This window comes from Pirellulimonas nuda (genome assembly GCF_007750855.1).
GTDB lineage: Bacteria > Planctomycetota > Planctomycetia > Pirellulales > Lacipirellulaceae > Pirellulimonas > Pirellulimonas nuda.
In genome coordinates this window covers 2,954,015-2,968,677 of sequence record NZ_CP036291.1, presented here as the reverse complement: position 1 = coordinate 2,968,677, position 14,663 = coordinate 2,954,015, and the positions used below count along the sequence as shown (strand labels likewise).

The window sequence follows — 14,663 nt, the reverse complement described above, 5'->3', positions numbered from 1 at the left end:
TGCTCTAGCAGCCCGTTGATCTAAGCGCATACTCCTGTGGCCCGCCAACTGTGAGCAGTTGGAGGCGTGACTCTGTAGGCCGGGCTCCCAGGCGAGCATGTGTGTCCCACAAGTTCTTCATCGCTGCGATGAGAAGCCAGGCGAGCTGCATAAGCCCGGCGGAGCCACCTTCGCCCTGCAGGCCCCTCGGCGTGCCGATCCCGAACAGCTTCCGCATTACCAGGCCCAGGTTCCGCACCAGCGCCGACGTCAGTAACCGCTTCCTCACCTTGTCGATCCCCCGCAGCCATGTGCGGCGTGACCCGCCGGTGTCGCACACGTGGGCGAAGCTGCGCTCGACCCGTTCACTCCTCAGCCGCTGGAGCCGTTTGTTCTTGGCGGTCTTGGTCCGCCGGCGGTTACCCTTCACCGCGCGCTGCTGCTCGACTGGCTTGGCGCTCAGACGCGACTCGCCGCGGCGCTTGGGCTCCGGCACATACGTCCGCACCCCGACCGACGTGACCAGTTCCAGCTGCTCGGCAGCGTGGTAGCCCTTGTCGGCAACCGCTTCTTCGATCTGCGCTTCCAGCCCAGCCTCTGACAGGTGCGTCTGCGCCTCCATCACGCTGTCGCAGAGGGTCTTCGTGTCGCTGTGGTCGCCGTGATAGACCTCTGCCGCCAAGATCAGCTCCGTATCGATATCGACCACGTGCTCCGCCTTGTACGCCAAATGCGTGCGGCCGTCCTTGAGCTTGGTGATCCGTGCGCTCGGGTCGGTCGTGCTGACCCACTCGGCGTTCGAGACCTTTTTGTTCTTCCGCTTCTTATCGAAGCGGCGGACCTCTTCGTCGCTCGGCTCGTCTCCTTTTTCGATCACTCCTTCCTTCTTCATCAAGCCAATGACGTACGCCTTCCAGTCTTCTCCTGTGTCGCGCCGCACGATGCTCTTCATCGCCGCATCGGCTTCAAGGGTAGTCGAATCGACCGCTACCGTCTTGCCTTTTAGCAGCCCCTGCTGCGCCGCCAGTTGCAGCACCAGCCGGAACACTTCCTGGTGGACTTCCAGCGGCAGGCGGTCGCGGACCCGGCTGAGCGTCGAGTGATCGGGGGTCGCCTCGGTCAGCGGAACGCCCAGGAACTCCCGCAGGCTGAGGCTGTCGGCGCACCGCCACGCGATGCCCCGCTGTGAACCGATCCCCTCGAAGTAACCCACCATCAACATCCGGAAGTAGACTCCCGGCGGGACCGACGGCCGCCCACGCGTGCCGGTCGGCTGGTAGTACGGCTCGCACAACTTCTCGATGTCGCGGTCGAAGCCCGCCTCGGAAAGCAGCCTATTGAGCCGCTTGTAGAACGCGTGCCCCTGACTCTTGGGCAGCTGCTGGGCCGTCACGAACAACACGTCCTGCCGATCCCGCTCTCGCCTTCCCATCCCCATCGCTTCGCTCCTGCTCAAGTCACGCTTTCGTCGGCGACGCAGTTTAGCGCCAAGGGGTTGGTCGGGGGAGTGGCATTTTTCAACGGGCTGCTAGCGGCATGTGGTATTCCAACCATTTATTGAAAACGACCGCGACCCCTCCATCTACGTCGTCAAAGTAGCGTGCGTCTGCCTCGGCGTAGGGAATCTGCCTGCGTGCTTGCGGGGGGGAAGGGATCTTTAAGTAGCCGCGATTGGGCGTCCTCGCCTGGGTCGCGCGACGGCCGTTCACCCACAACTGCTCAAACGGCGCGTAATCGTCGGGAAGTTGGGACAGGTCCGCGACGAGCACGCTGCGGCCGTTTAGCTCGACCCTCTTCCAGTCGCGCACCTCCTGCCCCCCGCTGATCACTACGGGCTGATCCTCCCAAGACCGATACACGACCGGCGACGCCTCCGTCCCGCTGTCTCGTGCATCAAGCATGAAGGGTTGCTTACGGGCATAAACGCCGGGCAAGATGCAGATCTCGATTGGCCGCTCTTCCCGCTGCTGCCGAGAAAGACGCCGCACCGCATCGCGGGCGGCATCCAGCGTTCGAAAGGGACCATCGTCGGCTCCGGCGAACGCGCGTGCCTGATTGCCCGACCACGCGTCGTCGCCGTCGAGAGACACGAAGTAGCGGCGCGGCGTGGCCGCTCGTTCCGCGTCTGCCTTGGCGCCACGAAGCAGATTCGGATCGCCGCCCAGGTCGGTGTACTCCTTCATCACCGCAGCGTCATGCACATGCCAATCCCTGAAGCCTCTGGTCCTTTGCATCCCCGCGCCAGTAAACATCCCGTCCATCAGGTTTACGTAGCGATTCCAGTAGCGCACGGCCTTGCCCAAACCCGCTGTTGCGGCGTGGTTGTCGCCGGCCGCCTTGTCGGTCGCAGCTCTGATTTTTTCGGCGTAGTACAGGCTTAGGTAGGCCTGGGCGTAGATGCTCTTAAGATTAACCTCAAGGTCCGCGTCTGCGTCGGACGAGATCGAGGTCAGCTTGTCCAAAGCGGCCTGCGCCGCCTCTTCGATCTGGTCCGCAACCTCGTAGGAAGTGCGTCCGGTCCCGCGTTTCCCGGCGGCGCTATCGGCGATACTACTGATATCCGAGCCCACGGAGGGCTTGGCCTTGATAAAGTCGTCGATCGTGAGGTACTTCTTGGCGCTTTGGCTGAGTTCCGGCCACCAGTTGAAATCGTAGCACAGCGTTCCCTGGACGACCTCGGTCGCCAGAGGCAGCCCGCGAGACGCGTCGCTCCAGGCGCCGAAGAGCGTCGTGGCGTCGACACCCGGATACCGGGACGCCATCTCCTCAATGAAGACGCTGTTAGGCGTCTGCGGATTGTAGGCCAGTCGTCCCCACAGCATCTGGGTATACCACAGCCTCTTGATGTCTAGGACGTTCTTGTGGACCTCGGCCTTGCTGTAGAAGTCTCGGGTGGCGGTCCAGCCGTCGGAGCCATAGAAGAAGCCTTGAATGTACTCGTCCTTGTCAGGAAACCCGCGCAGGTAGTCCCGCGCGAACTCCGGGTCGCCCCAGTGCAAGAAGTAGAAATCATCCTGCCGGACCTCCAGCCAGGTCTTCTTGCGGCTCTTGGCAAGATCGGCCGGCACATCGCCGTCCTTCGTGTAGATCAGCCTGGGGATCGGCGCCGAATACATGTGGGCCGCGGAGTACTTGTAGGACATGTCCAATCGGACGTTGGGCATCGCCAGCAGCGGCTCGAAGTGGCCCATGACCTGAGAGATGTCCGCGTAATGCCAGCGATGGATGAAGGTGATGTCACGCTCGGGGTGCTCCCTGGCGTAGTCCAGCATCCCTTGCCCATACGCGTCCCACATCCACTCTCCCTCACGGTCGGCCGAAAGACCTATCATGTTTTCACCGGCCGTTACCCCGAGACCGTCAAGGTCTGGATAGGTTTCGAACATCTTCCGGACGGCCCGCCGGAAGTACTCCTTGGTGGCGGCGTTGTTCGCGTCGTTGGTGATGCCGTGCTTGCCTTCGGCCCCATAGGTATAGATGTTCCAGGTGATGAAGTAGACCTGAAAGCCCCGGCCTTTCGCGTAGGCCGTGACACCTTTCCAGAAGGCGACCTTTTCGGCGGGGCTCATCTCCTTGGAATACCCCTCCGACCCCTGCACGTCTTGTATTGACTCCTCCATGTCGAGCAGGGCAGGGAAGGGGTGGCAATTCCATATGGAGATCACGTTGAAGCGATCGCGGGCCATCTCATCGAACCAGTCTTCCCAGTAGGACATGTCCCAAGCAGCGGGGATCGCATGCTTGGCGGCGTCTCCCGCGAAGGCCTCACGGTGCGTCTTGTAGCCGTAGCCATGATACGTCGGCACGCGCAGGTCGAGCGGCAGGTTGTATTTGACGCCGCGGTTCTTGATGTAGGGGGATTCCTCGCAGTCGTAGGCCTTGGTCAATCCGTGGTGGCGGATGTTCTCCGCCAGTTGCAGCCCACCGTACATAAGCCCATTGGCGTCACCCCCCAACACCCAATAAGCTCGTACGCTCTCCTTCGTCGTCCTTATCGCGTAGGCCTGTTCGCCCAACTCAGAAGGGAACTTGCCGTCCCGGTCGCTCAGCACTTTACGCAAGGCGCGATTATCGGCTTGGCCGAGAACTATTTTTGAATGTGGGTCGTCGGGATTGAGCTCAGCAAGAGGCTTTCGCTCTGAATCAAAGCCCTTTCGCTTCAGGGCCAACTGGATCTCGCTAGCAGCGAAATCGGATTGAGGAACAGTGCTGTCGCAGTAAACGTCCACGACCTCAGCAGATCCGGCAGAAGTCAGCGACAGCAGAAGAACAATACAATGGACGCGGTAACCGGCGACGGCTCGCTGTAGCATCATGAGAACTCCCTTGCGATGGCATATTCAGTTGGCGGACTCTGCGGTGCGCTAGCCACTTCCCTTTGCCGAAGAAGACCTTCAGACCGGTGCTGTCGACGAGCCAGCATGTAGTGTCGCCGCGGCGGACGAACCCTTCGTTGTGCTCCGGCCACGTTGTGTCCGAGTAGACCTGGTTTGTCGTGCCGCCAGCAGCTTCCGTCAGCGCTGAATCCCTCGGTTCGTGAGGATGAAGACGCCGTCCGCAGGCCGTTGACTAGCCGTTCGACGTGGTTGTTCGACCAAGCCACGTGAACGCAAAGATGGGGCTTCAGCCCTGATTCGGCGGAGATGGCGTGTCTGTCTTGCTCACTGGCAGCTCGATGCGTGACACTTCGTTACCGCTTCCAAGGTCGGTCACAGGTCCGCAACTTTCGACGGTATTCCGATTCGCGGTCGGCAGAAGCGTCATAGGATAATGCGTTTCGTTCTTAATCGTTGAGCCGCTGCCGTGAATCACGATGGCGCGGAGCTTGGCGTCTGGTGGGCCATCGGCCCGGTGAAAAATGATGTTGTGCTCGTCCCCCAGGATGTCCGCGAGGTTGTGGGTTCCGATGCTCTGCGTCGAGGGGAGGATCGTTAGCTCGATCTTCTGCCTGGATCTGGACAAGCGAAAATCGCTCAGGGGGGCGTAGGCGAAGTTTCCGGACGAGCCGACGATCCTGCCGTCGCTCGGCAGGTTAAAATTGGTGTCCCCACAATCGATCGCGGTGGAGTTGATCACCGTCGCACGACTGGCCATATACAGGCGGATGCCCCCTCGCATCTTCTTCACCGTGCAGTTTTCCACGGTGACACTCCCGCCGCGGGTGTAGACCCGGATCCCGTCCTCGGCAAGGGGAATCATGGTGTCCCTGGGGATTGGCGTGCCCGCCACCTCCTCTCTCCCCGCTTCGCGTCCCCGGTTCTCATCTCTGTTCCTGCCTCTACCCCTTCCGCGGCGCCGGCTCGCACGGCTAGGCGGGATCTCGTAGTTCGACCTAGCCGGCAAGTCTCTAGGGTTCGTCTCGAGGTACAGTTCGTTGCTAGGACGCAAGACACCTTCGACGAGCGTGTTTCTGACAACGGTGCGATCCGCAGGGCTCTGCATGTAGATTCCATGGCCGAAGGCCCGCTGCTGGACCTCGCAACCATCGATGATGTTGCTCTCACCTTTCACCAGGATGCCGCACCGCTTGTCCAGGCCGAAGGCGTTTTCCGCGCCGATCCCATAGATGCTCCCGTATCCGTATGGGAAAGAGCCCCGGACAATCAGCTTTGTGCCGGCAATCAGGTTGTTGTCGCCCGTAATTGCAAGGACCGCATCGCCCCCCAAGCCCTTGGCAAGCCTCGATCGGTCCTGGTTGTAAGCGCTGAAGTCGGTGACTTCTTCCAGGCCGTTCTGGTAGACGTCCTCAAACACTCCCCCTCGGAACACATTGTTATCGCCCGAAATCTTGATATACCCTCGACGCGTCGCGCCCACCGGCGTCGTCACAGAAACGCCGACTAGCTCGATCGTGTTGTTGGACCCCGAGCAGGGCAGGTCCCTGGCGTCGTCAGGAAGGTCCGTCAGCGAGTAGCGGCCCGATCTCATGACGATCGTCTGGTTGTCCTCTTGCACGGCCGCGCGCAGCTCTGGCAGGGTCGACACCTCGACCCTTGTCTGAGCCTGCAGCGTCGGGCACGCGGCGGCAAAAAAAAGACAACCTATGGTCGACCAACGCCGGCCCGGTCCAACGCGCCAAGGCATCGCGAAACTGCTCCGCCTGTTGGATCTTGATTTGCTCTGCATCGAGGGACCTTTGTTAGTTGGTCAGTGCTGGTTGAGGCGTACGGAGAGGACCTGCCGCGACGGGTCGTACGTCGGTTTCACCGGAACTCGATTCAGACGCATGGCGCTAGGCATCCTGGCGGCCCGCAAGAAGGCGTTGATGACGGGCTGGCCCTGCAGGTTCACGTCGAGCTCGTCTGCCTGGCGCGTCATTGTCAGGTAGACCTTCGAAAGCGAGTCGAGCACCACCTTGCCCTCCCGACGCAAGTAGCTCCCGTCAATGACCATGGTGCGTGTGATTGCGTCGGGGTCGTTCGGATCGGCTCCATCAGGGTAGGTGAACGCGAACAGGTAGGCGTCGGTCTCCCAGCCGTTGAGCAACGTCAAGTTGGCGTTCCGGTGACGGATGCTGCCATCGGCTTCCAGGTTCATGTAGACGTCGGTAACGGTTCCTTGCTGCCGGACCCGCACGCCGATGTGCTCAATGCCCCTCAGGCGTTCGATCTGGGGCAGGGCGATTCCTTGACGGACCGGCAAGATCGCGGTGATGAACTTCGTCCGCCGAGACAAGTCCGCCGGTGCGAACGCGTAGTACTTAGCCGGGCTGCGGTCCGACCTGAGCCCCTGCTTTTCCACCAAACGCATCTTCTCCGGATAGTCGGTCGGGAGCCCGCCGTCCGGAAAGGTTTCGGGGAAGAGCGGCCGCACAACCACGCTAGAATCTTCGTGCGAGATCCGAAGATCACGCCCGGCTCTCCTCACGGTGGCGTCGGCGTCGGGGTGGAGCAGGAACTCGAACTGCCCCGGCTCGAAGCTCTTGACGTCGTCAATGACGAGGATCGCGTCGCCGACCCAGAGGAAGCTCCGGTAGTTCCGGATGAAGTGGTCGGAGGTCGGGCCGGTCGCGTCGGCGAGGACGTAGCGCAGGTCGCCGGCGTCCAGGAGGTGAGACATCGTTCCGGGAAACTTCGATCCGAAGTAGGTGTCCTCCGGGTTCTCTGCCTTCCCGTTGAACGTCATGACGTTGTGCGCAACGCTCTGCCGGAAATAACCGTCGTACTCCTCCGTGCCGTAGCCGCTGTGGCCGTTCTCGCTGATCAGGTTCTTGCCCTGATGAAACAGGATGAAGGTCCCGGCGTCCGCGTGGGCGTGATTCCAAGTGACGCCGGACTTGATCGCGAGCAGCGTGGCGTCCTTGTCCCAGGAATCGCGCAGGACGGTCCAGCCGATGCCGCGATAAAGCTTCGCGGTCGGCAGTCCCGGGTCGTCGGGGATCGATGCGATCTCGGTCGCAGTCGGGGCGAACAGCAGATCACTCGGCGAGTCGGAGACGAGCCCATCAACGACGTCCGGATTGAACTGCTTGAGATACCACAGATAACGCGGCTTCCGGTAGCCGGCGTTCCACAGCAGCATGACGGACCGGGAGCCGTTCGAGCGCAGGCTGCTGTCGCCGAAGTCGACCGACATCGGACGATCCCGGCTCGGGTAGAGCGTGTTGACGAACCATTCGCCGATCTGACTGGTGACGGTCGACTCGGGGAGTTGCTCGGCGAATGCCGTGTTCCACGCGAGGACGAACGGGAGGTAGCCTCGTACGCCCAAGTCGGTGTAGCCCACGCTCTCGTAGAACGCCCCGTCGGAATCAAAGCTGGCAGGCTTGTTCTCCAGCGTGCTGCCGGCGTAGTGGAGCCACTCGTCCGACGCGCCCCGGACACGCCGCACCCAGTCGCGGGCGCGGGGGTCGTCGTCGAGGATCGCCATCGCGCCAATCCCGGCGCCGAACACGGCGGTGGGCCACCAGTTGTGCCCCATGGTGTCGAGCGAGTGGATTCGCTTGCCGCCGAGCACCCAGTCGTTGAGCACGGGCAGAATACCGTTCTCCGCCAGTCGGCGCGAGAGCGTCTTGCGCTCGTCCGGGGTCAGCATGTCGTAGATCGTGTCGTAGGCGATGCCGAACTCTCGCGGCGCATCGCCAGAGCCCAGGCCGGCATTCCACGGAGGGTCACGCTGCATGAGGCTACCGCCGTTGCTCACGCCGCCGCCGACCGGACGTTGCTCTTGCATCTGCGCAAGCAGCATGGCCTTGACCTGCTCCGCGTACTTCACATCGCCAGTCATCCGGTAGGCGAGAAGCAGCGCGTCCGTAGCTCCTCCCCTGCGATCTCGGCCGGAGCGACCGCCTCGACGTCCCTCTCGGCCCCGTTCGCCTGCGTCTGATCGGCCCGCAACCGCGGCGTCGGCAGCGGCGAGGACCCGGCGCCAGGCTTCCGCCACCACCGGTTCGGTCTGAACGCGCTCCCTTAGCCGCGCGACGTTCGCATCGGTATAGAGGAGGTAGGGATGGCCGCTCCGCCGTTCTAAGCCGCCGGAGTCTTGCGCGTACAGACCGCCGGCGTGCAGTAATAACAGCAGGGCAAGAGCGGATCGGCGTGAGTTCGGCATGGTTGTGTGTCGAGCGGCGGTGATGCTTCTGTGGTTGTTCGTACGAACTGGCCTGCACGACGCGCTCATAGGCCCGCCTGTCGCTTTGCGTTCCCTCGCCAACGTACGAGAACGAACTCGGCTTGGATCTGTATCGGGCTACTCTTGCACAGGGCCTATCCCGGCTACTCCGCGCTCTTGTCTGCGGTCTCCTTGACAAAGTTGAACTGCGTCTCGTGTTGGTTGCGCAGCAGGACGATTGAGACCTTCGCGCCGGGATCCAGGGCGTTGTACATCTGCAGGAAGCTCTTGAGGGTCGTCACCGGCGTGCCGTTTACGAAGAGGATCGCGTCCGACTTGCGGAAGCCCTGCTCCGCGGCGTAGCTGCCTGGGGGCGCCGCTTCAAAGTAGACGCCCTGCTTGTCGGGCGCCCCCAGCACCGACTGGATCGACATGTCGTTGATGCTGGCGATGCGCGCCCCCATCAACGGGGTGCTGTCCGAGGCGGCCGTCGACGCTTCGACGAACTCGATGGGGTCTGGCTGGGGTGCGCCCGGTTTACCGAACTGATCCATCGGGAAGTTAACGAAGCCCAGTCTCAGCGCCGGGGAACCCGGGCCGACCGAGTAGTCGAGCTTGCCCGGATCAACAAACATCGGATCGCCAACCACCGAGTGGACGTCCCACCCCGCCCGCTCCCAACCACGGTCGCCCACGACGACGTCGCTGCCGCCATTGTAGAAGACGTTGTAGTCCAAGGCGGCCTCGAGCGCGTCCGCTCGCCCCGATCTCAGGTACTTCGTGTTGTAGGCGGTGCGGTTAACGACAATGTTCCTGAGGAACGAATCCCCGCAGCGGTCGTACCAGACGTGAAACTCCGCCTGCTTGTTGACCATAATGTTATTGGACACCTTACGGTCGAACCCCTCCCGCAGCTTGATCTCGGTGTTCAACAGCAGGTTGTTGTAGATCTCGTAGTTGCTCGAGCCGTCGTCGAGGTCGATGCCATACGACGTGGGCTCGTCGTAGTGGACGCGGTTGTTGCGGAGCACGGTGGTCTTCCAGGCGTCGAGAAACGCGTAGGGCCGCTTTTCGGCGCCCCGCCCGCCGTTGTGGTTGTAGCCCCCCAGCGCATAGAAGCGGTCTCGACCCCAAGAATTGAAGGGGCCGTGGTCACTGGTCTCCCGCACACAGTCGAAGATGTCGTTGAACTCGATCAGGTGGCCCCCCCAGGTCCCGTCGCAGACGTTGATGCCTGCACGGGGGCTGCCGTGCACGGTGTTGTGGCTAACGATGATGCTCTCCGCCATGGACAGGTTCACGCCGCAAGTCTGCTTCTCGAAGCGCCCGTTGTTCTGCATGTGGTTGAAACTCACGACGCAGTCTTTCGGGTAGTCGTCGGTCTTGGGACCCGGGGTCTCGTCCCGGATCGTGGTCGGGAAATCGTCCCAGTACCCGGGGTCGCGCACCGCCAAGGGGAGGCCGACGAAGCTGACGCACGTGGCGCCGTGCTCAAGGAACTCGTTCTGGGTCACGAGGTGATCGCGGTTGTAGCCGCTAAAGAAGACGCCGTTGCCGCCGATGCGGTCGAACACCGAGTTTGAGACCGTCACCCGCTGGGCGTCTTGGACAAATACGGCGCCGGCGCGCGCGACGCACCAATCGCTACGCAGCAGCGGCTCGTAGGGGCGGGTAAAGAGCGTCCGGTGGGTGTGCGCGAACGTCAGGTTTGAGAACGTCAGGCGGCCGGCCTTCGACTCCTTGCTGCCCACAACGCGGATCAGCTCTTCGGCCGAAGCCGCTTCGATCACGGCAGCCGACAAGTCCAAACCTTCCGGCGGGTAGAAGTATAGCTTCCCGGCCGTCCGGTCGTAGAACCATTCCCCGGGTGCGTCGAGCTCTTCAAAGACGTTCTCGACCATCCGGTACTCGGCGTGGAGCCTGCTGCCGCGATTGTTGTCGCCGACCCACTCGAGCGTCGGCTGTCCGTCCGACCTCACCCCCGTAATCTTGTACGATTGCCCGCCCCATCGCCCATGATGCAAGCCGCGGACTAACCCTGTCGTCGGATCCTTCCAGGTCGAGACGCGGGCCTTGCTGATCGAGTCGCTCGCGTAGCCGTTGAGGACGGTAGTCTGAGCGTCGTAGTTGGGGTAGCGCGCCATCACTTGCTGGGCGCCGTTTGCGAACAGCGCGTCGATCGCCAGCCCCGGGCCAATGCTCGCCACCTGAATGCTGTCGGAATGGGTGCTCCATCTCGGCGTTAGCCTTATCGCCCCACTCAACACAGCGGTTTCGTTGGCGTAGCCCGAGTAGGAGACGGGGGCCTTGGCGGTCCCCGAGTCCTCTGGGCCAAACGCAAGCGGCTGTGCGAGGTAGTAGGTCCCGCCTCGCACCCAGACCTGGATGGGTTGCGTCGCGGAGGGCAGTGCGGCACGCACCATTGCTTTTGCCTTTTCCAGGGTCTGGAACGGCTCCGCGAGCGTGCCTGGATTCGTATCGCTTCCGTCGGTGGCGACGTAGAACGATTCTGCTGAAGCTGGGTTGGCCAGGAGGTGGGCCAACAAGCAGCAAGTCAGCATCGTAGAGCGATCGTGGTTTCGCAGCGCTAGCATGTCGTCTTCGCGGGTGTTGTACCGATGCTGGAGGTTAATGTTGCTTGCGGACGATCGGGAAATCAACAACCCGGTTGTGGAACGTCGATCGGTACGCGTTGAGGGTCAAAGCGTCCTGCCGGTGGCGCGGCGTCGTTAGTTGCCGTCGGGCGTCGCGGGCTCTAACGCATAAACTCGGAAGTTCGTGTAGATGTGGTGCGTTCCCACCATACGAAACCCAAAGTACCCCTTCCGGTACACCGGGAACCGAGCCACGTTGTAGACCGCGTCGCTTGCCGTGGTTCTGCCCGCGTCGTCCCGTCCTTCGACCTGAACCTTGTCGCCCTCAGCGACCTCATAGACGAGCTTTCCATCGACGATGTATTGGATAGCGTCGTCGTAGGCGACGAGTTGCACGCGCATCACCTTGTCGGGCGTGATCAGGTACTCTGGATTCTTGTCTTTGTCGTTCAGGGCCAGGTGCTCGGCCGGCTTGCCGGCTACTTCTCGCGGGTAGCGTCGCATGCGGGTCGTCAGGTTGGCGGCGGCGTCGCTGCCGCCGCCGGTGCTGGCGTAGTAGCCGTGGATCTTGTCGTAGGTCGAGAACTTTCCGCTGTAACGGCTCGCGTCGAACAGGCCGTCGACCGGATCGATCGGGTCCGAGGCCAACCAGAAGTTGTTGATGTCGCGCGGCTTGACCCCCTTGATTGCCGGTTCCGGCGTCGGGCAAAGCACGTCGTACGTGATCGCGACGCGTGTCGAGAGCTCTTGCTTGAACCATGCCGTGCAGCCGCGGCCCGGCAGCAGGCAATCTAGCGAGTTGTTACGCGATGTGACCTTGACCGGCGGGAAACCGGATCGCTCCTGGACCTGGATCACCCAGCGGTCCAGGTTTGCAAAATCGTCCTGGGCCACCAGCGCACCGACGTTGAACAGGCCCACGCCGTGGCCGAGCACCTCCGGCTTGGATTCCGCGGCAAAGCCATTCGCTGCCGCCGCAAACGCAACAAAACTCGAGAGCAGAAACGCCCAATTCATGGCTTTACCTCGAGGCGCCGAACCTGGCCGGGATCCGAGCGTCGTGAACTTGGATTGCGACGAGTGACCGCGATGCGCTGCCGACTGAGTAGTCTTCGCGCCCCCACCATTGCCAGGGGAATTAGAGGATTCTCCGGGAACGAGGCTCATGGTGCAAGACTGCCAGCCTGAGCAGAGACACCTGGTCTCTCGAAGCGCCAGTGAGTCGATTGATTCTGAGGCCGACGTTGGTTCCGGGGGTATCCTTGAACAGGCCCAGCGTGGTCCATGGCGACAGACAGAAGTTGGCGGGCGGCGGGCCCCAGCGCTCGGCTACCCAACTAGCCGTGCGACCATCCCGCAGCTTCTACGCCGCTGCCTGCTTGAACTCTGCGGCGAATACCCGGCGTCCCGAGTCTGTGGGCCGCAACTACCTGCGCGGCATTGCGGCCGCCGTTTCGCCGACCGTTCTAAGCCGCCCCTATGTCCCTCACCCCTGCGCCGCCTCAACGTGCGCCTGGTCGCAGCGCGCGAGCAGGCCGACCTGACCTCCGTGCCGCGTAGCAGGACGCGGCCTGGGCGCCTGAGTCGCCTCGACGATTGCGCCGTGGCCTACAGAGCAGGTCGGCAGCGCGATTGGATACTTGTGGGGCATTCTCAGCCTCTGTCGATCAGCCCCCGGAGAGCAGACAGCCCTATCCAGGTGGTGACGAAGGAGAAAGCCAAGATCGCGACCAGCATGAGGTTCGTCGCTCCGCCAAACCTGAAGTCGCCCATGAGCTGCTTCCGGTTCCCCAGGTACAGGATGCAAGCGACCGTCGCTGGCAACAGCAACGCATTGAACGCCTGCGATGCGATCATGACAAATACCGGCGGAGCGTGGGAAAGCGGCACAACCAGTCCGAGTAGAGAAACCGCCAGCACCATTGCCCGACACTTCAGCAGAGTCATATCCCGCCGCGAGTCGCTGAAATCGCAGAGCAGCCACGGAAGCATGAGCACGTTGGGAAACTGCGAAGATACGCCGGCCGCCATGATGCCAACAGCAAATAACGACGTCGCCAGGGCGCCGGCCAGGGGCTCCAGCAATGTGATCATCTGCGATGTCTGGGAGAGCCCGACGCCCTTCACAAACAACGTTCCCGCAGCCGTCGCCATAATCGCGCCGCTAATCACGAACATCAGCGTTGCCGACACGGCGGCGTCCCGGCGTTGCTTTCCGAGATCCTTGAGCGTCCACCCCGCTTCCTTCACCAGCGTCGTGCGAAGGATAAACAGCCCCGGAAAGACCGTGGTGCCGACCATCAAGGCGATCACCAGAAACCGCCCGCTCCCCAGCTTCTCCGGCAGCTCCGGGAGACTGGGAACCATGCCCAGGGCGATCGCACCATAACTCACCTCCCGCACAGGACTTCCAGCCGATACTGGTCGCTCCATGCGGCCGCGAGGCGTTTGTTCTTGACGCCCAGCTTGCGTGAGGTGTTGTTCTTGAGCAGGCTCAGCGCTGTCCTGCGCAGCAGGCTGAAGTTGGCGTCGGCGTGGCCTTTGCGGATGCGGCATTGGTCTTCGCCGAAGGTGACGTCTAGTTGCCAGTGCAACGCGTTCTCGATCGCCCAGTGGCCACGGACCGCGTCGGCGAACTTTTGGCCGCTGAGGTAGCGGCTGGCGATGTAGTAGCGGGTGTCGTGCGTCTGCGTTCCGTCGGCGTGGGTCGTGATGCGGCACGCCAGGCCGATCGCCTTGAGCCCGCGCCACTTGCTCCCCTCGTCGAACCCGTCCGGAAGCTTCGCTAAGTAGTAGTAGCGATCGTCCTGCCGGCCGTGCCCCTTCTCGTGCGACTCGGAGCGGCGGCAATCGATGCCGCTGCAATCGTCTTCGAGGTGGGCGGCGAAGAAGCCCTTGATCGCTGTGTGCAGCTTGGGCTGGTTCCCCTTGACCGCCAGCACGTAGTCCCCCCCTCCCACGACGATCTGCTCGGCGATCTCCCGCTGGCAGCCCATCGCATCGATCGTCACCAAACACCCCTGGATTTCTAGGATATCCAGCAGCTTGGGAATGGCCGTGATCTCGTTGCTCTTCGCGTCGGTGACCACCTGCCCCAGCGCGATGTGATTGGCCGACGCCCACGCGCTGACCATGTGGATCGGCGCCTTGCTGCTCGCCGCGTCGAAGCTCCTCCGTAAGGTCTTGCCGTCGATCGCGATCACCTGCCCTTCGGTCACCTCGTGCAACGCCGTGATGAAGCTCAGCAGGCACTTCTCGAACTCCGCCGGCTTGATCGCCGCGAAGACCGCGTTGAAGCGGTCGTGCGAGGGGACCCCACTGCTCATGTCCAAGAATCTCGCCAGCCAATCCTTCTTCTCCCGCGACCAGTCGGCGATCGCCACGAAGTCGTCCGCCCCGCTCAGCACCGCGCACAACGCCATCGCCACGATGTTCACCAGCGGGTAGGTCACCTCACGCCGACGCGGGTCGGTGAGGCCCTCGAAATGCTCCGCAATCCGCACGCTCGCCTTGGCGCCCATGCCCATCCCTCCAGGTCCC

8 protein-coding genes are annotated in these 14,663 nt (G+C 62.6%); all 8 read right to left on the bottom strand.

What is annotated here, in order from left to right:
- Window positions 1–4: 4 nt before the first annotated feature.
- A complete protein-coding gene (locus Pla175_RS11800) occupies window positions 5–1,435 on the bottom strand; it encodes a transposase (RefSeq protein ID WP_231954280.1) in 1,431 nt (476 codons plus the stop codon).
- A gap of 61 nt (window positions 1,436–1,496) precedes the next feature.
- On the bottom strand, window positions 1,497–4,295 hold the full coding sequence (locus Pla175_RS11795; RefSeq protein ID WP_145284677.1) for a hypothetical protein: 2,799 nt from the start codon (window positions 4,293–4,295) through the stop codon (window positions 1,497–1,499).
- A 307-nt stretch (window positions 4,296–4,602) separates the two neighbouring features.
- The gene (locus Pla175_RS11790) at window positions 4,603–5,964 is read right to left on the bottom strand and encodes a protein-transmembrane prediction (protein WP_145284674.1); all 1,362 of its coding nucleotides are present in this window, start codon (window positions 5,962–5,964) and stop codon (window positions 4,603–4,605) included.
- Window positions 5,965–6,126: 162 nt separating this feature from the next.
- Window positions 6,127–8,529 (bottom strand): heparinase II/III domain-containing protein, encoded by a 2,403-nt coding sequence (locus Pla175_RS11785; protein ID WP_197527459.1) that lies wholly within the window; start codon window positions 8,527–8,529, stop codon window positions 6,127–6,129.
- A gap of 164 nt (window positions 8,530–8,693) precedes the next feature.
- A complete protein-coding gene (locus Pla175_RS11780) occupies window positions 8,694–11,090 on the bottom strand; it encodes a PDZ domain-containing protein (protein WP_231954359.1) in 2,397 nt (798 codons plus the stop codon).
- Between the two features lie 168 nt (window positions 11,091–11,258).
- Complete coding sequence (locus Pla175_RS11775; protein WP_145284664.1) at window positions 11,259–12,140, bottom strand: DUF6250 domain-containing protein; 882 nt, start codon at window positions 12,138–12,140, stop codon at window positions 11,259–11,261.
- A gap of 636 nt (window positions 12,141–12,776) precedes the next feature.
- A complete protein-coding gene (locus tag Pla175_RS11770; protein ID WP_197527458.1) occupies window positions 12,777–13,490 on the bottom strand; it encodes an NRAMP family divalent metal transporter in 714 nt (237 codons plus the stop codon).
- A 23-nt stretch (window positions 13,491–13,513) separates the two neighbouring features.
- Window positions 13,514–14,644 (bottom strand): ISAs1 family transposase, encoded by a 1,131-nt coding sequence (locus Pla175_RS11765; protein ID WP_145284379.1) that lies wholly within the window; start codon window positions 14,642–14,644, stop codon window positions 13,514–13,516.
- Between the last annotated feature and the right edge of the window lie 19 nt (window positions 14,645–14,663).

Coding starts and splice junctions, on each gene's coding strand:
- Pla175_RS11765 (WP_145284379.1), bottom strand. CDS start 14,644: ATGGGCGCCAAGGCGAGCGTGCGGATTGCGGAGCATTTCGAGGGCCTC.
- Pla175_RS11780 (WP_231954359.1), bottom strand. CDS start 11,090: ATGCTGACTTGCTGCTTGTTGGCCCACCTCCTGGCCAACCCAGCTTCA.
- Pla175_RS11785 (WP_197527459.1), bottom strand. CDS start 8,529: ATGCCGAACTCACGCCGATCCGCTCTTGCCCTGCTGTTATTACTGCAC.
- Pla175_RS11770 (WP_197527458.1), bottom strand. CDS start 13,490: ATGGTTCCCAGTCTCCCGGAGCTGCCGGAGAAGCTGGGGAGCGGGCGG.
- Pla175_RS11795 (WP_145284677.1), bottom strand. CDS start 4,295: ATGATGCTACAGCGAGCCGTCGCCGGTTACCGCGTCCATTGTATTGTT.
- Pla175_RS11775 (WP_145284664.1), bottom strand. CDS start 12,140: ATGAATTGGGCGTTTCTGCTCTCGAGTTTTGTTGCGTTTGCGGCGGCA.